The 16978-nt window shown below is 24.7% G+C and carries 14 protein-coding genes and 1 other RNA gene; 12 read left to right on the forward strand and 3 right to left on the reverse strand.

Annotation, left to right across the window (positions count from 1 at the left end):
- Positions 1 to 52 precede the first annotated feature (52 nt).
- Positions 53 to 1396 carry a metalloprotease PmbA gene (gene pmbA, locus RJT65_RS00395; protein ID WP_343152870.1) on the forward strand — a complete coding sequence of 448 codons (1344 nt, stop codon included), beginning with the start codon at positions 53 to 55 and terminating at the stop codon, positions 1394 to 1396.
- 36 nt (positions 1397 to 1432) lie between these two features.
- Here pmbA and rnpB read toward each other — a convergent pair.
- An RNA gene (rnpB, locus tag RJT65_RS00400) (RNase P RNA component class A) lies at positions 1433 to 1804 on the reverse strand.
- A 397-nt stretch (positions 1805 to 2201) separates the two neighbouring features.
- On the opposite strand from rnpB, the gene RJT65_RS00405 reads away from it, so the two are divergent.
- The 4 genes from RJT65_RS00405 (at position 2202) to dapE (ending at position 7815) form a co-directional block, all read left to right on the forward strand.
- Entirely contained in the window at positions 2202 to 3434 is a 1233-nt protein-coding gene (locus tag RJT65_RS00405; RefSeq protein WP_343152871.1) for a beta-ketoacyl synthase N-terminal-like domain-containing protein, read from the forward strand.
- A 147-nt stretch (positions 3435 to 3581) separates the two neighbouring features.
- Positions 3582 to 4532: a transaldolase gene (tal, locus tag RJT65_RS00410; RefSeq protein WP_343152872.1), complete on the forward strand. Its 951-nt coding sequence runs from the start codon at positions 3582 to 3584 to the stop codon at positions 4530 to 4532.
- Positions 4533 to 4585: 53 nt separating this feature from the next.
- Positions 4586 to 6583 carry a transketolase gene (tkt, locus tag RJT65_RS00415; protein ID WP_343152873.1) on the forward strand — a complete coding sequence of 666 codons (1998 nt, stop codon included), beginning with the start codon at positions 4586 to 4588 and terminating at the stop codon, positions 6581 to 6583.
- A 101-nt stretch (positions 6584 to 6684) separates the two neighbouring features.
- Positions 6685 to 7815, forward strand: a complete 1131-nt coding sequence (gene dapE, locus RJT65_RS00420) for a succinyl-diaminopimelate desuccinylase (RefSeq protein ID WP_343152874.1) — start codon at positions 6685 to 6687, stop codon at positions 7813 to 7815.
- 286 nt (positions 7816 to 8101) lie between these two features.
- On the opposite strand, the gene dapA is transcribed toward dapE, so the two are convergent.
- Positions 8102 to 8998 (reverse strand): 4-hydroxy-tetrahydrodipicolinate synthase, encoded by an 897-nt coding sequence (gene dapA / locus RJT65_RS00425; RefSeq protein ID WP_343152876.1) that lies wholly within the window; start codon positions 8996 to 8998, stop codon positions 8102 to 8104.
- A 370-nt stretch (positions 8999 to 9368) separates the two neighbouring features.
- Here dapA and bcp point away from each other — a divergent pair, with 370 nt between their 5' ends.
- Positions 9369 to 9842, forward strand: a complete 474-nt coding sequence (bcp, locus tag RJT65_RS00430) for a thioredoxin-dependent thiol peroxidase (protein WP_343152878.1) — start codon at positions 9369 to 9371, stop codon at positions 9840 to 9842.
- Between the two features lie 168 nt (positions 9843 to 10010).
- On the opposite strand, the gene aroC is transcribed toward bcp, so the two are convergent.
- Positions 10011 to 11075 carry a chorismate synthase gene (aroC, locus tag RJT65_RS00435; protein WP_343152880.1) on the reverse strand — a complete coding sequence of 355 codons (1065 nt, stop codon included), beginning with the start codon at positions 11073 to 11075 and terminating at the stop codon, positions 10011 to 10013.
- A gap of 201 nt (positions 11076 to 11276) precedes the next feature.
- On the opposite strand from aroC, the gene smrB reads away from it, so the two are divergent.
- The 6 genes from smrB to hisH all read left to right on the forward strand — a co-directional run bounded on the left by smrB (position 11277) and on the right by hisH (position 16978).
- Positions 11277 to 11807 carry an endonuclease SmrB gene (smrB, locus tag RJT65_RS00440; protein ID WP_343152882.1) on the forward strand — a complete coding sequence of 177 codons (531 nt, stop codon included), beginning with the start codon at positions 11277 to 11279 and terminating at the stop codon, positions 11805 to 11807.
- Between the two features lie 195 nt (positions 11808 to 12002).
- Positions 12003 to 12902 carry an ATP phosphoribosyltransferase gene (hisG, locus tag RJT65_RS00445; protein WP_343153162.1) on the forward strand — a complete coding sequence of 300 codons (900 nt, stop codon included), beginning with the start codon at positions 12003 to 12005 and terminating at the stop codon, positions 12900 to 12902.
- Between the two features lie 5 nt (positions 12903 to 12907).
- A complete protein-coding gene (gene hisD, locus RJT65_RS00450; RefSeq protein WP_343152883.1) occupies positions 12908 to 14227 on the forward strand; it encodes a histidinol dehydrogenase in 1320 nt (439 codons plus the stop codon).
- On the forward strand, positions 14217 to 15284 hold the full coding sequence (gene hisC / locus RJT65_RS00455; RefSeq protein ID WP_343152885.1) for a histidinol-phosphate transaminase: 1068 nt from the start codon (positions 14217 to 14219) through the stop codon (positions 15282 to 15284). Before hisD ends, hisC begins: the two co-directional genes overlap by 11 nt.
- Before the next feature lie 30 nt (positions 15285 to 15314).
- Positions 15315 to 16388, forward strand: a complete 1074-nt coding sequence (gene hisB, locus RJT65_RS00460; protein ID WP_343152887.1) for a bifunctional histidinol-phosphatase/imidazoleglycerol-phosphate dehydratase HisB — start codon at positions 15315 to 15317, stop codon at positions 16386 to 16388.
- Positions 16388 to 16978, forward strand: coding sequence for an imidazole glycerol phosphate synthase subunit HisH (gene hisH, locus RJT65_RS00465; protein ID WP_343152889.1), 591 nt, complete (start codon positions 16388 to 16390; stop codon positions 16976 to 16978). Before hisB ends, hisH begins: the two co-directional genes overlap by 1 nt.

Here is a 16978-nt window from a genome sequence, read left to right on the forward strand (position 1 = left end):
TAAAAAATTTTTTTTCAAAAAAATTTTTTTTAAAATACAAGGAGTTTTTACAGTGAATATTTTTCATTCAACAAATGTAGAAGAGCAGTTATTAAAAGAAAAAATAATAACAATTTTAAGTTTGATCAAAAATAAAGTGGAAAATGCAGCAATAACAATTATAAGAACTACAGGAATTAATATAAATATACGATTTGGAAAATTAGAAAATATAGAATTTCATAATGAATCAAATTTAATTATTACAGTTTTTAATAAAAATAAAACAGGTACTGTTTACTCTTCTGATTTGAGTATGAATGGAATACATAAAATTATAGAAGGTGCTATTAATATTTCTAGACATACAACAGAAGATATTTTTTCTGGTTTACCTGAAAAAAAATTATTAGCATTTAAAATAAAAAAAATAAATTTATTTTATCCTTGGAATTTTCAATTAGAAACGGTAAAAAATTTAGCAATCTTAGCTGAAAATACATCTTTTGAATACGATAAAAGAATTGTAAATACTGAAGGAAGCTCTTTTGATGCCTATATAACCACTAAAGTTTTTGGAAATACTTATAATATGATTCAAGCATATCATACTAGCCAATACTCTTTATCAACTTGTGTTATAGCAAAAAATAAACATGACATGCAAAGAGATTACGAATATTCTTTTGTAAGAGATATTAAGGATATGAAAAGTCCTATTTGGATAGGAACAAAAAGTGCAGAAAAAGCTTTGTCTCGATTATCGCCTACTAAAATTAAAACAATGAAATCTTCAGTTATTTTAAATTCTGATGTTACAGCTGAAATTTTACTACTTTTCTCTATGGCAATAAATGGAGAAAATATATATAAAAAATCAACATTTTTATTAGATAAATTAGGAAAAAAAATTTTTCCTAGTTGGATAAATATTCAAGAAGACCCAGATTTAGATAAGGGTATAGGATCTAAACCATTCGATAACGAAGGAGTTAAAACTAAATTTCGTTATATAATTAAACAAGGAATATTAACTACATGGTTATTAGATAATTATTCAGGAAAAAAATTAGGAAAATTGAGTACTGGAAATTCAGGAGGAATTCACAATTGGATAGTTACTTCAACTTTAAAAATAAATTTTAATGGTTTACTAGAAAATATGAAAACAGGATTATTTATAACTGAATTATTAGGTAATGGTATTAATTTAATTACAGGAGATTATTCATATGGAGCAGTTGGTTTTTGGGTATCAAATAATAGAATTCAATATTCTGTTAGTGAAATCACCATATCAGGAAATTTAAAAGATTTGTTTCTTAACGTAGTAAATATCAGTAATGATATAAATTATAAAAATAGTATACAATGTGGTTCAATGTTAATATCAGATGTTCAAGTATCAGGAATATAAAAAAAATTATATATTTATTTTTATATAAAACTAAAAAAAAGAAGTTGACCTATAAGCCGGGTTTTGTTTTAGATAGTCATTTCTCTAGACTAACAATCACTTGTTAGTTCAAGCAGCTTACCCAGGTTTTTTAAGTAAGGGCTATAACTTTTTTTACCTTATTTAGCTTTGCTCTAAGTGGAGTTTACACTGCCAAAATTATTACTAATTTTGCGGTAAGCTCTTACCTTACCTTTTCACCCTTCCCGAATTTTTATTTTTTTTTTCAAAAAATTGGAGGTTTTTTTCTGTTGCACTATTCGTAGGTTCACACCTCCCAGACATTATCTGGCACTTTCAGCCCTTTAGAGCCCGGACTTTCCTCTCCTAATAAATATTTAAATTAGCAGCGACTATCTGGTCAACTTCTTTAATAAAATAAATATTTTTTTATAAAATTAATTCTTAACTAAATTTCTAATTAAAAAATCAGATAATATTTTAAGAAATATATATTATATATATAGTATATAAAAAAATTTTATCATATATTATTAAAAATAAACATCTTTATATATTTTTTATTTATTTAAAAAAATATTTCTTGGAAGTTAAAATCATAAGTAATTTTTTTTAAAAAAATATTTTTTTTAAAAAATAAATAAATTTTATTAGTTTTAAATGTAGTTAAATTAATTTTTTATTGGTTTTTATTAAAATTTAATTTTAATAAATAGTTTTTGTAAAGTAAAAAATTATTTTTTAAAAAAATTAGTTATTTTTTTGATTATATATAAATAAATATTTATTATAAGGTGTCATTTACGTGAAAAAAGTTGTAATTACTGGATTAGGAATCGTTTCTAGTATTGGAAATAATATTAAAGAAGTATTGTTTTCATTAAAAAAATTAAATTCAGGAATAATTTTTTCTGATTTTATGAAAAAAATAGGTATGCGTAGTCAAATTTGCGGTAATATAAAATATAATATAGACATATTTAAAGATATTTCTAAAAAAAAAATTCGATTTATGAATACTTCTTCAGCATATGCATATTTAACAATGTTGGAAGCCATTAAAGATTCTTCTCTTAGAGAAGATTTTTTTAAAAGAAATTCTCGAGTGGGTATTATTATAGGTTCTTCAATAAATTCAGAAAATAAAAATAATTTATTGCATAATACAGAAAATAAAAATATAAAAAAAAAGAAAAATCCTAATACATATTCTTTAATACAAACAATGACGTCCAATATATCAGCTTGTCTCTCTACTTTTTTTAATATTTATGGAATTAGTTACTCAATTAGTTCTGCTTGTGCTAGTTCAGCATATTGTATAGGGAATGCTTACGACTTAATTCAATTCGGGAAACAAGATATTATTTTTGCTGGAGGATCTGAAGTATTAAGTAAAGAATTAATGCTAAAATTTGATGCTATGAGAGTATTATCTAAAAAAAGAAATTATAATCCTGAGCAAGCTTCAAGAGCTTATGATATCGATAGGGATGGTTTTATCATATCGGAAGGATCAGGAATAGTAGTATTAGAAGAATTAAATCATGCCTTATCGAGAAAAGCAAAAATATATGCTGAAATTATAGGATATGGATTTAGTTCAGACGGAGAAAATATGGTTAAACTGTCAAAAAAGGGAGTAATCAGATGTATGAAATCTGCATTAAGTACAGTCAATTTTCCAATTGATTATATAAATACACATGCGACTTCTACAAAAATAGGAGATATTTCTGAATTATTTTGTATTGAAGAAATATTCAATAACAAAAAAATTCCACTAATTTCTTCAACAAAAAGTTTAACCGGTCATTCGCTAGGAGCAGCTGGCGTACATGAGTTAATATATTCTATTTTAATGTTAAAAAATAATTTTATTGTTCCAAGTATTAATATTTCTAATTTAGATCCTGTTGCTAAAGATTTTCCAATAGTGAGAAATCTTATACATTTTAATCATAAAACTATTATGTCTAATAGTTTTGGATTTGGTGGTGCTAATGTTTCTTTAATTATAAGAAAATTTCTTTCTTAATTTTTTTTAAAAAAATAATGTTAATTTTTTATTTTTTATAAAAAGAAATTTTAAAAAAAGTAATCTTTAATTAAGTAAAGTTCTATAAACTATAACAGTTTTATTTTTTAAATAAATATTTAATTTTAAAAGAGGTTTGTATTTATAATGAATCAATTACAAAGTTTAAAAAAAATTACAACTGTTGTTGCTGATACAGGAGATATTAAATTTATTCAGAAATATCAACCAAAAGATGCAACTACTAATCCAACTCTTATTTTACAAGCTATTAATTTATCTTGTTATCAAAATCTTATTATTTCTGCAATAAAATATGCTAAATTAAAAGGAGGAAATCATCAAAAAAAAATTGTTAACGCTAGTGAAAAAATTTCAGTTTTGATTGGTTCGGAAATATTAAAATATATACCAGGGAAAATTTCTACTGAAGTAGATGCTAGATTATCGTTTAATAAAGAAGAATGTATTAAAAAAGCAAATTCGATTATAAAGATGTACGAAGAAGAAGGTATTAATAGATCTAAAATCTTAATTAAATTAGCTGCAACCTGGGAGTGTATTGCTGCTGCTAAAGAATTAAAAAAAAATAATATTAATTGTAATTTAACTTTATTATTCTCTTTTGCACAAGCTAGAGCTTGCGCTGAAGCAAAAGTTTTTTTAATTTCTCCTTTTGTAGGAAGAATTTATGATTGGTATAAGTCAAAAAATCCTAATGAAATCTATTCAGTTAAAAAAGATCCAGGAGTATTATCTGTTCGAAAAATTTATAAATATTATAAAGAAAATAATTATAAGACTATTATTATGGGTGCTAGTTTTAGAAGAATAGAACAAATATTAGCATTAGCAGGATGCGATTATTTAACAATTTCCCCTGTATTATTAAAAGAATTAGAAAATAGTTTAGGAGTAGTAGATCAAATTTTAAATAATGAAAAAAAATATTATAAAAATAATCAATCATTATCAGAATCTGAATTTAGATGGCACCATAATCAAGATGCTATGGCTGTTGAAAAATTATCAGAAGGTATTCGAAAATTTGCTAAAGATCAAGAAAATTTAGAGAGAATATTATCAAAAAATTTTTAGTTTTTATTTAATTTTATTTTTTTAGATAGTTTAAATAATTTTTAAGGATTAATATGTATTCAAGAAAAGAATTAGCTAATGCAATTAGAGCATTAAGTATAGATATGGTTGAAAGAGCTAACTCAGGACATCCCGGAGCTCCTATGGGAATGGCAGATATAGCAGAAGTTTTATGGAGAGATTTTTTTAAGCATAACCCTTTAAATTCAAAGTGGTCTAATAGAGATCGTTTTGTTCTTTCAAATGGACATGCTTCTGCTTTATTATACAGTATTTTACATCTTACTGGTTATGATTTATCTATTAAAGAATTAAAGAATTTTAGAAAATTGGGATCAAAAACACCAGGACATCCTGAATTTGGTTGTACAGAAGGAGTTGATATTACAACAGGTCCATTAGGACAGGGAATAGCTAATGCAGTTGGAATGGCTATTTCTGAACGTACTTTAGGCGCTTATTTTAATCGAAAAAATTATTCTATAGTAGATCATTACACCTGGGTGTTTGCTGGAGATGGTTGTTTAATGGAAGGAATTTCTCATGAATCATGTTCATTAGCAGGAACATTAGGTTTAGGAAAATTAATAGTATTTTATGATAGCAATAAAATATCTATTGATGGTCCTGTTATAGATTGGTTTACTGAAAATACAAAAAAACGTTTTGAAGCATATGGTTGGCATGTAGTTGACGAAGTAGATGGGCATGATACCTTATCGATTTCTAATGCAATTGTAGAAGCTAAAAAAAATACTAAAAAACCATCATTAATTATTTGTAATACAGTTATTGGATTTGGTTCTCCTAATAAATCTAATAAGGAGATTGTTCATGGTGCTCCTTTAGGAAAAACTGAATCAGATTTAACAAAAAAAAATATGAATTGGAAGTATCCAGAATTTTTTATACCCAAAGAAATGTATAATATTTGGAATGCGACAAAAAAAGGAAAAGAAATAGAAGAAAAATGGAATAATATTTTTAGTGATTATGAAAAAGAATATGCTGATTTAGCATTAGAATATAAAAGAAGAATTGATGGTTCTCTTCCAACTAATTGGAAGAAAAAAATAAATTATTTGATCAATTCATTACAAGAAGATTCTAAAACAATTGCTACTAGACAAGCATCTCAAAAAATTTTATCATTTATTGGAAAAATGTTACCAGAATTAATAGGTGGTTCTGCAGATTTATCTCCTAGTAATTTAACAATGCATTGCAATTCTGTTTCTATTAAAAATAATCATAATGGAAATTATATACATTATGGAGTTAGAGAGTTTGCAATGACAGCTATTTCTAATGGAATTTCTGTTTATAGAGGTTTTATTCCTTATACTGCTACTTTTTTAGTTTTTTCAGAATATGCTAAAAATGCGATTAGAATGTCTGCATTAATGAAAACTAAGCAAATTTTTATTTACACTCATGATTCAATAGGATTAGGAGAAGATGGTCCAACACATCAACCTATCGAACAGTTATCACATTTACGGTTAACTCCAAATTTAAGTGTATGGAGACCAAGTGATCAAGTTGAAACTGCAGTAGCATGGAAGTGTGCGATAGAAAAAAAAGATGGTCCAACTGCTTTGATTTTATCTAGACAAAATTTGGTTCAATCTAATAGAAGCAAAGAACAATTAAAAAATATTTCTAAGGGAGCTTATATTGTTAAAGATACAAAGAATATACCTGATTTAATTTTAATTTCAACAGGTTCTGAATTATCTTTAACTTTAAAAGTATCTAAGAAAATTGATTCATTAGGATACTCTAGTAGAGTAATATCAATGCCATCAGCAGATATGTTTGATAAACAAAATATAGAATATAGAAAATATCTTCTTCCTGAAAAAGTTATAAAGAGAGTAGTTATCGAAGCTGGAATAACAGATTTTTGGTATAAATATGTTGGTTTACATGGAAAAATAATAGGAATTAATAGATATGGAGAATCAGCTTCTGGTGAAGCTTTATATTCCAAATTTGGATTTACAATAGAAAGTATAGTAAAAAAAATAAAATCGTTGTTAAGTAGTTAAATATTTTAGTTTTTTAACTTAAAAAAAAATTATACTTAACATATATAAAATAAAAAATATTAAATAAAATAATTAATTTTTTTTATTTCTCAAGGCATTGCATGAAAAATCTTTCTGTTACTAAATTAGCTCAACAATTAATTTCTATACCTTCTATAAGTCCATTAGATTTAGGTTGTCAAGAAATTATTTCAAATAGATTACGATCCATTGGATTTACTGTAGAACATATAAATATTAACAATACTTCTAATATATGGGCTTTTCGTGGAAAAGGAAAAAATCTGACGTTTGCGGGTCATACAGATGTTGTACCTGCTGGCAAAAAAAGTTTATGGAAATTTCCTCCATTTAGTGCTGTTATTAAAAAAAATAAACTTTTTGGAAGAGGTGCCGTTGACATGAAAGGTGCTTTAGCTGCAATGATTGTAGCAGCTGAAAAATTTGTTAATTTAAATCCTAATCACAAAAATCGATTATCATTTTTAATAACTTCTGATGAAGAATCTTTGGCGTTGGATGGTACAAAAGCGGTCGTAAAAACATTGTTATCTAGAAAAGAAAACATAGATTATTGTATTTTAGGGGAACCTTCTAGTAAGAGTATTATTGGAGATTTTATAAAAAATGGTAGAAGAGGTTCAATCACAGGATATTTAAAAATTTTAGGAATTCAGGGACATGTTGCTTATCCAGAATCTGTAGATAATCCTATACATAAATCCATTTCTTTTTTAAAAGAATTAATTAAATACGAATTTGATATAGGAAATAATTTTTTTCCTCCTACAAATATGCAAATAGTTAGAGTTGAATCTAATTCAAATTCAGAAAATTTAGTTCCAAGTGAATTACTTGTGGTATTTAATATCCGATTTAGTCCTGTTATTACAATTCAAGAAATAAAAAATTACTTTAAAAAAATGTTACTTAAATATAATTTAAAATATTTTATTAGTTGGAAATTATCAGGTTTTCCGTTTTTTTCTACTCCAGGTATATTAACAAAGGTAGTTGCTCAAGCCATTCAAAGTATTAATAAAATCAAACCTATATTATCGACTGCAGGAGGTACTTCGGATGGTAGGTTCATTTCTTTAATGAATTCTGAAATTATTGAATTAGGACTTATAAATAAAACTATTCATCAAGTTAATGAGCATGTCGAAATAAAAGATTTATGTATTTTAAGCAAAATATATGAGTATATTATGAATAAATTACTTTCTTAATTTTTTTATAAAAATAAATATCATTTTTATAATTATTTTATATAGTTTATTATACAGAGCAGCGTAACAATGCTCTGTATAATTTTTTTTTTTGCATTTACAACAATATTTTTTAAAATGCTTTTGATATATTTCAATTCATTTATGTTTATAAAAATGTATTTATAAATACATGTTTTTTTTAATCTGAATTGTTTAATTTAAGTAAATTTAAAAAAAATTAAATTTAAGAAAAATATTTTTTTCATATTTAAAAAACGTTTTAAAATTTAATATATTACTTTTTTTAATTTTTTTTTTCTAAAAATGATAAATTTATTTTTTTTAAAATATTTCTTAAAGAAATTTTAGTAGAATTAGAAATTTGTATCATTGGTAATCTAAGCGTATCAGTTAATATTAAATTAAGTTCTTTAGCTGCCCATTTAATTGGCATTGGATTTGGTTCAATAAATAAAGTTTCGTGCAAATCTATTAATTTTTTATTAATTTCTCTAGCGGAATTAAAATCTTTATCTAAAGCTAATTTGCAAATTTTTGACATTTCTTTCGCTACTATATTTGCAGTTACTGAGATCACGCCATCTCCCCCTAATTGCATAAAATCTAAAGCACTAGCGTCGTCTCCACTAAATAATAAAAAGTTTTTAGAAACATAATTTTTAATATTATTTACTCTAGATAGATCTCCTGAAGCCTCTTTTATACCTATAATATTTTTAAGTTTAGACAATTTAATTACAGTCTTTGGTAATAAATCACAACCTGTTCGTGAAGGCACATTGTAGAGAATTTGTGGGATTTTCGTACTTTCAGAAATTAGTTTAAAGTGCTGATATAGACCTTCTTGAGTAGGACGATTATAATAAGGAGTAACACTTAAACAACCAGAAATTCCAGAGTTTTTTAAACGTTTAGTTAACGATATTGCTTCTGATGTTGCGTTAGCTCCTGTCCCAGCAATAATAGGAATTTTTCCATCAGCTAGTTCTACAGTATGCATAATTAAATCGAGGTGTTCATCTTGATTTAAAGTAGCTGATTCTCCAGTAGTTCCAACAGATACAATGGCGTTTGTTCCAGACATAATGTGATAATTAATTAATTTTTTTAAACTATTTTTACAAATATTTCCTTTTTCATCCATTGGAGTAATAAGGGCTACAATACTTCCTTTAAACATTTTTAATTTTTCCCAAAGGTAAATTTTATATAGCACGTTTGAAAGGTATGTAAAAAGCAAGTAGAAGATTTTATGCTTAACACATAATTAATTTTTATTAAATTTCAAATAATTTTTTAAATAAAACTAAAAATTTTTTTTTAATGATAGTTAGAATATCAATTCTTATATTTCTATATAAGATATATTTATCTTTTTCTTAAAAGTTTTAATAATAGTTTTATTTTACATAAAATTTGAATTTTTAGAAAGATATAATAATATTATGAATATAATAGCATTTTTTGTTTTTTTAATTTAGAGTTTTTTATAATCAATGTAATTTTTTAACAAAAAAATATTTTTTTTGTTATTAATATGGAGATAATTAATGAAAAAATTAAAAGTTGGAGATATAGCTCCAAAATTTGCTTTATTAGATCAAGATAATACTTTAGTAGCTTTAGATCATTTTTTGGGAAAAAATGTACTACTTTTTTTTTATCCTAAAGCTATGACTCCAAGTTGTACTATACAAGCATGTAATCTACGAGATAAGTTAGAAATTTTTAAACGTTTTAGTACAGAAATAATAGGAATAAGTATAGATAAACCAAAAAAATTGTTAAGATTTATAGAAAAAGAAATGTTGAACTATACTTTATTATCAGATTTTGAACATAAAGTAAGTAAGAAGTTTGGTGTTTGGAAAAAAAAAACGTTTATCGGAAAAGATTATTATGGAGTACATAGAACAAGTTTTTTAATTAATTCTAAAGGTTTTATTGAAAAAATATTTAATGATTTTCAGGCTAACACCCATCATAAATTAGTTTTAAACTATATTAAATTAAATTTAAGTTAAATAAAGTATTATTATTTTTTTATAAAAAATTTTTAAACAATTTTTTAGCAAAAAAAATGCTACTAAATTAGTAGTTTAGTAGCATCTAAATTTAAAAAATATAAATTTATATAAAAATGTATATAAATAAAAGAATAAGTAAATATTATATATTTTATTTATTCAAAATTAAATTTTATTACATTGTGCCCTATATCTTAACAAATGGTCCATTAAAACTATAGCAACCATAGATTCAGCAATTGGAACAGCCCTGATTCCCACGCATGGATCGTGTCTACCTTTAGTAGAAATGATATTATTTTTTCCATATATATCTATAGTTTTTCCAGGAATTCTAATACTAGATGTTGGTTTTAAAGCAATTGTAGCTATAATAGGTTGACCATTACTAATTCCACCAAGTATTCCACCAGCATGATTACTTTCAAATTTTTTGTTAGTGATTTCATCCCTATGTTCGGATCCTTTTTGATGTACCACAGAAAATCCATCTCCTATTTCTACTCCTTTAACAGCATTAATACTCATTAAAGCATGAGCTAAATCAGCATCTAATCGATCAAATACTGGTTCACCTAATCCGATTGGAACATTTTCTGAAATTATAGTTACCTTTGCTCCAATAGAATTTCCTTCTTTTTTTAATAATCGTATAAAATTTTCAATTTTTTTAACTTTTTTAATATCAGCACAAAAAAATGGATTTTTTTCAACTTCTTCCCATGATTTTAAATTGCAAATAATATCTCCAAGTTGCGATAAATAACCTCGAATAACAATATTATATTTTTCAAATAAATATTTTTTAGCTATTGCACCGGCTGCAACTCTCATGGTTGTTTCTCTAGCTGAAGAACGTCCTCCACCTCTATAATCTCTGATCCCATATTTTTTATAATAAGTAAAATCAGCATGCCCTGGACGAAATAAATCTTCATTATTTTTATAATCTTGACTTCTTTGATCAGTATTGTGTATGAGTAACCCAATACTAGTTCCAGTAGTAGTTCCATTAAATAATCCAGATAAAATTTTTACTTTATCAGCTTCTTTTCTTTGAGTTGTATAATTAGAATTTCCTGGTTTTCTTCTATCAAGTTCTTTTTGTAAATCTTGAATAGATATTTTTATTCCAGGAGGAACTCCATCAATAATACAACCTAATGATTTTCCATGAGATTCCCCAAAAGTAGTAATACAAAAATTTTTTCCAATAGTATTTCCAGCCATTTTAAATCCCTTATTTGTTTTAAATGATAAGCATATTTTTTTTTAATTTAAAAAATTTTTTTTTTGCTGTAGTATTACTATACTTTTTTATAATAAAATTATTATAATTAATTTAATTTTTTAAAAATATTAAATGCTTCAGGACAATTAAATTTCAATAATATTTTTTGTATAAAAGATATAATGGTAATTAAAAAAATTATGGAAAACAATAAAACATTTTCATTAAATGATGTTTCATTATTTCGAACATCTTTAAAAGATATTAGAGAAATAAAACAAGATACTATTTTTCATTATAAAAGTTCTTATAAAAAAAAATCTTTTTTTTCAAAACGTAAAATATTTGAGTATGATCTTAATTCTCATTTATTATCTAACAGTAAATTAACTCATAAAGTTAAATATAATCCTGTTTCATATGTTCGAAATATAAGGGATGAAAATGAATTAAAAAAAATGAAAAAAGGAAAATATATTCCTGAAATTACTCTTGATTTACATGGGTTAAATCAATTACAAGCAAAAAAAGAATTAGGAATATTAATTTCTATTTGTCTTGAGGAAAATATTTTTTGTGCATGTATAATACATGGACATGGAAAAAATATTCTTAAACAACAAACTTCTTTTTGGTTATCTCAACACCCAGATATTATTGCTTTTTGTCAGGCACCTAAAGGTTTAGGCAGTAAAGCTGCTTTAATTGTTTTAATTGATTCTTTAATTTAAGTATTTTTTACTTTTTCATTTTTTTAAAAGAAAATCATTTTTTTATTAATTTAAAAAAATTTTTATTTTAAATGGTAATTTATTAAGTTTTAATTAATTATTTATTTATAATAAGGTAATAACTTTTTTATTTTTTTATAAAAATGTATTTTTTTAAAAAAATTTATTAATTTTTAGAAATAAGAGAGAAAAATGATAAAAAAAAATTGTCGTGTTCGAATAGCTATGCAGAAATCAGGAAGATTAAGTGATGATTCTAAAAAATTATTAACTCGTTGTGGAATTAAAATTAATCTACAACAAAAAGGATTAATTGCATTTGCTGAAAATATGCCTATTGATATTATGTATGTTAGAGATGATGATATTCCAGAGTTAGTTATCGAAGGAGTTGTGGACTTAGGAATTGTAGGAAAAAACGTATTAAAAGAAAACTTTTTAAGTAGAAAAGAAAAATTAAAAAAAAATTTATATAATGTATTGTGTGATCTTGATTTCGGAACGTGTAGACTATCTTTATCTGTACCATTAAATATAAAATATTCTGGTATTGAATACTTTCAAAATTTACGGATTGCTACATCTTATCCTAATTTATTAAAAAATTTTTTAGATAAAAAAAAAATTCAGTTTAAATTATGTTCACTAAATGGATCAGTAGAAGTAGCACCAAGATTAAATTTAGCCGATGCTATATGTGATTTAGTTTCTACTGGAGCTACTCTTAAAGAAAATGGATTACATGAAGTAGAAACTGTTTATGTTTCTTCCGCTTGTCTTATTAGTAAACTAGGAAAAATTTCTGATTTTAAAGAGAATATAATTAATAAATTAATTACACGTATTCAAGGAGTAATTAAGGCAAGAGAATCTAAATATATTATGTTGCATGCTCCAATCTCTAAATTAGAAAAAGTTATTTCACTATTACGAGGCGCTGAAAATCCAACGATTTTAAAATTAGCAAACGATAAAACAAAAGTAGCTATGCATATGGTTAGTAGCGAAACTTTATTTTGGGAAACTATGGAAAAATTAAAAAATTTAGGTGCTAGTTCAATATTAGTTTTACCAATTGAAAAAATGATGGAATAAATAAAATGATACAAAGAAATGTTATTTTTTGGGAAAAATTAAATTCAGAAGAAAAAAAAAGAATTCTAATTAGACCTCATTTAAAAAATTCAAATGTAGTTAGTAAAACTGTAGCTAACATCATCAATGATATTAAACAGTTTGGTGATAGAGCAATTACAAAATATACTAAAGAATTTGATAAAGTTGAAACAAACAATTTTTTCTTAAATCAAGAGAATATTTCTATTGATTCATTAAATATACAAGATAATTTCAAAAAATCTATTCTAATTGCTTTTAAAAATATAAACTTATTTCATAAGTTACAAAATAACTCAAGAAAAGAAGTGGAAACACAACCTGGAATTAAATGTTCTAAATTAGTAGTCCCAATTCAATCAGTAGGGTTGTATGTTCCAGGTGGATCTACATCTTTATTTTCTACGGCTTTAATGTTAGCAATACCAGCTAAAATTGCCGGATGCAAAAACATTTTTATTTGCTCCCCCCCTCCGATTTCTGATGAATTATTATATGTAGCAAAATTATGTGGAGTACATAAAGTATTTCAAGTTGGTGGTGCTCAAGCTATAGCAGGATTAACATTTGGAACCGAAACAATTCCAAAAGTTGATAAAATTTTTGGACCGGGAAATGTATACGTTACTGAGGCAAAATTGCAGGTAAGTAAATCTTTTCATAATGTTGATATTGATATGATTGCTGGACCATCAGAATTATTAGTGCTCGCTGATTATACAGCTAACCCTGAATTTATTGTTGCAGATTTATTTTCTCAGGCAGAACATGGTTCTTCTTCTCAAGTTTTATTAGTTACTACATGTAAAAAAATAGCTACATTAACTTTATCTATTTTATTAAAAAAATTAAATTCTTTTTCTGATTTTCATGTAATTAAAAATTCAATTATGAATAGTCGAATAATTTATTCAGAAAATATGAATGAGTGTATTAATATAGTAAATAGATATGGTCCAGAACATTTAATTATTCAAACGAATTCACCTAAAAAAGAATTAAGCAATATTAAAAATGCAGGTTCAATTTTTTTAGGAAAATGGTCACCTGTTTCTGCTGGAGATTATGCATCAGGAACTAATCATGTTTTACCTACTTCAGGTTCTGTGAATACACGTTCTGGATTATCAGTATCAGATTTTCAAAAACAAATTACAGTACAAGAATTAACTAAAGAAGGATTAAAAGACCTATCATTTACTATTCAAACTTTAGCTAAACAAGAAAATATGATTGAGCATTCCAACGCAGTACAAGTTAGAATAGATAGCTTTGACTCGTTAAAGGAAAATTATGATATTTAATATTGAAAAATTAGTTCAACCTCATTTACGAAAGATCATTCCTTATCAATCTGCTAGAAGAATTGGAGGAAAAGGTAGCATATGGTTAAATGCTAATGAATCACCTTTTTCTATTGAAAATACGATAAAAAGAAATAATTTAAATAGATATCCTGAATGTCAACCAAAAAATCTTATATTAAAATATGCTAGTTATTCAAATGTTAATTTTAAAAACATATTAGTAACTAGAGGATCTGATGAAGGGATAGATTTGTTGAGTAGAACATTTTGTATTCCAGAAAAAGATTCAATTATGATTTTTCCACCTACTTATGATATGTATTCAGTCACTGCTAAAATAATGGGAATTAATGTTAAGCAAGTCCCATTATTAAAGAATTGGGATCTTGATATATTAAATATCAAATTACATATTAAAAATGTAAAAATAATTTATTTATGTAGACCAAATAACCCTACTGGAAATTGTTTTAGTATTCAATCGATAAAGAAAATATTAGAAATTGCTTATAAGAGAGCAATTGTGGTAGTAGATGAAGCATATATTGAATTTTGTTACGATAAGAATATTTCTTCCTGGATACATAAATATTCTCATTTAGTTATATTAAGAACATTATCAAAAGCTTTTTCTTTAGCAGGTCTACGTTGTGGTTTTCTTGTAAGCAATAAAAAAATAATCAAGATATTGTCTAAAATAATCCCACCTTATCCTATATCTATTCCTACTTCAGATATAGCAGAGGAGGCATTGAGTAAAAAGAACATTGACATTATTAAAAAAAATGTAGTTTTATTAAACCAAAATAAAAATTGGTTAATAGAATCTTTAAAAAAAAATGTTTTAGTAGAAAAAATATATGACAGTGATGCTAATTATATTTTAGTAAAATTTTACTCTTCACATAAAGTGTTTACATTTCTTTGGAACAAAGGAATTATACTTCGAGATCAAAGTAAAAAAACAAATTTAAAAAGATATTTACGAATTTCTATTGGAACTAAAAACGAATGTTTAATATTAATTAAATCTTTGAATTCATTAAAATTATAATTTTTATTAAGATTATTATTGAGAGTAAATATGTATAAAAAATTTTTATTTATTGATAGAGACGGAACATTGATATCTGAACCAAAGGATAATTTTCAAGTTGATAGATTAGATAAAATTAAATTAGAAAAAAATGTTATTCCTTCTTTAATTTTTTTACAGAAAAAAAAATATAATTTAGTTATGGTTACAAATCAAGATGGTCTTGGTAGTTCTTCATTTTCTTTTCAAGATTTTAACAAAACGCATAATTTTATAATGAATATTTTTAATTCGCAAGGTATTTTTTTTGAAAAAATATTAATTTGTCCTCATAAAGAGATGGAAAATTGTGAATGTAGAAAACCTAAAACTAAGTTAGTAAATGAATTTTTACTAAATAAAAAAATACTATTTAGAGAAAGTTATGTTATTGGAGATCGGGAAAGTGATATGAAATTTGCAGAAAATATAGGGATTACAGGTCTACATTATAATAACGAAAAATTGGATTGGGATCAAATAACTCATAATATTATTCTTAATGAAAAAAAAAGGACATTCAAAGTAACCCGAAACACAAAAGAAACTAAAATTGAAGTAGAAGTATGGATAGATGAAAAAAGAGAAAATGATATTTATACAGGAATTAATTTTTTTGATCATATGTTAGAACAAATTTTTGTACATGCAAGAATTTCAGGAAGAATAAAAGTAATTGGAGACATAAAAGTAGATGACCACCATACTGTAGAAGATACAGGAATAGTATTAGGTTTAGTTTTAAAAAAAGCATTAAAAGATAAAAAAGGATTAAATAGATTTGGATCATATGTTCCTATGGATGAAAGTTTATCTTCTTGTATAGTAGACATTTCAGGAAGACCATATCTTGTTTTTAAAGCAAAATTTTCTTATCAATATATAGGATCTTTAAGCACTCAAATGATAGAGCATTTTTTTTATTCTTTAACTCATTCAATGGGTATAACATTACATTTAAAGGGAAAAGGAAAAAATGATCATCATATAGCAGAGAGTTTATTTAAGTCGTTTGGTGTTGCTTTAAGACAAGCTTTTCAAATTAATGGGAATGTTGTACCTAGTTCAAAAGGTATTTTATAATGAATATTATGATACTTGATACAGGATGTGCTAATTTAGCTTCTTTAAAGTATTCTATTAAGAAATTAGGATTTAACGTAATTATTAGCTCGAATATTGATGAATTATCTACATCAGATAAATTATTTATACCTGGAGTAGGAACACCCATGGCTGCAATGCAGCAAATTAAATTAAATAATTTATATTCATTTATCAAAAATTATAAAAAACCAGTTTTAGGAATTTGTTTAGGAATGCAATTATTATGTCGTATTAGTGAAGAATGTTTAGACGTAAAAATGTTGAATATTTTTCATATTAAAGTAATTCGCATAAAAGCTAAAGGTATTGCTTTACCACATAATGGTTGGAATGTAATAAATTGGGATAATGAAAATATTTTATTTAAAAACATTGATAGAAAAGAAAGATTTTATTTTTTACATAGTTATGCTTTACCAATAAACAAATACACTATTTGTAAGTCAAATTATGGAATTAATTTTTCCGCGGCTATACAAAAAAATAATTTTTTTGGCGTTCAATTTCATCCAGAAAAATCAGGCTCCATAGGGTCTAAACTAATAAAAAATTTTTTAGAGATATAA

Origin of the sequence: Buchnera aphidicola (Mindarus japonicus) (assembly GCF_039393905.1) — a bacterium.
Taxonomy (GTDB): Bacteria; Pseudomonadota; Gammaproteobacteria; order Enterobacterales; family Enterobacteriaceae; genus Buchnera_A; species Buchnera_A aphidicola_B.

What these genes read in the sequence shown, in the direction of transcription:
- hisB (WP_343152887.1), top strand. Translation starts at nt 15,315, where the DNA reads ATGTATAAAAAATTTTTATTTATTGATAGAGACGGAACATTGATATCT.
- dapA (WP_343152876.1), bottom strand. Translation starts at nt 8,998, where the DNA reads ATGTTTAAAGGAAGTATTGTAGCCCTTATTACTCCAATGGATGAAAAA.
- tkt (WP_343152873.1), top strand. Translation starts at nt 4,586, where the DNA reads ATGTATTCAAGAAAAGAATTAGCTAATGCAATTAGAGCATTAAGTATA.
- hisH (WP_343152889.1), top strand. Translation starts at nt 16,388, where the DNA reads ATGAATATTATGATACTTGATACAGGATGTGCTAATTTAGCTTCTTTA.
- dapE (WP_343152874.1), top strand. Translation starts at nt 6,685, where the DNA reads ATGAAAAATCTTTCTGTTACTAAATTAGCTCAACAATTAATTTCTATA.
- aroC (WP_343152880.1), bottom strand. Translation starts at nt 11,075, where the DNA reads ATGGCTGGAAATACTATTGGAAAAAATTTTTGTATTACTACTTTTGGG.
- hisC (WP_343152885.1), top strand. Translation starts at nt 14,217, where the DNA reads ATGATATTTAATATTGAAAAATTAGTTCAACCTCATTTACGAAAGATC.
- hisD (WP_343152883.1), top strand. Translation starts at nt 12,908, where the DNA reads ATGATACAAAGAAATGTTATTTTTTGGGAAAAATTAAATTCAGAAGAA.
- smrB (WP_343152882.1), top strand. Translation starts at nt 11,277, where the DNA reads ATGGAAAACAATAAAACATTTTCATTAAATGATGTTTCATTATTTCGA.
- bcp (WP_343152878.1), top strand. Translation starts at nt 9,369, where the DNA reads ATGAAAAAATTAAAAGTTGGAGATATAGCTCCAAAATTTGCTTTATTA.
- tal (WP_343152872.1), top strand. Translation starts at nt 3,582, where the DNA reads ATGAATCAATTACAAAGTTTAAAAAAAATTACAACTGTTGTTGCTGAT.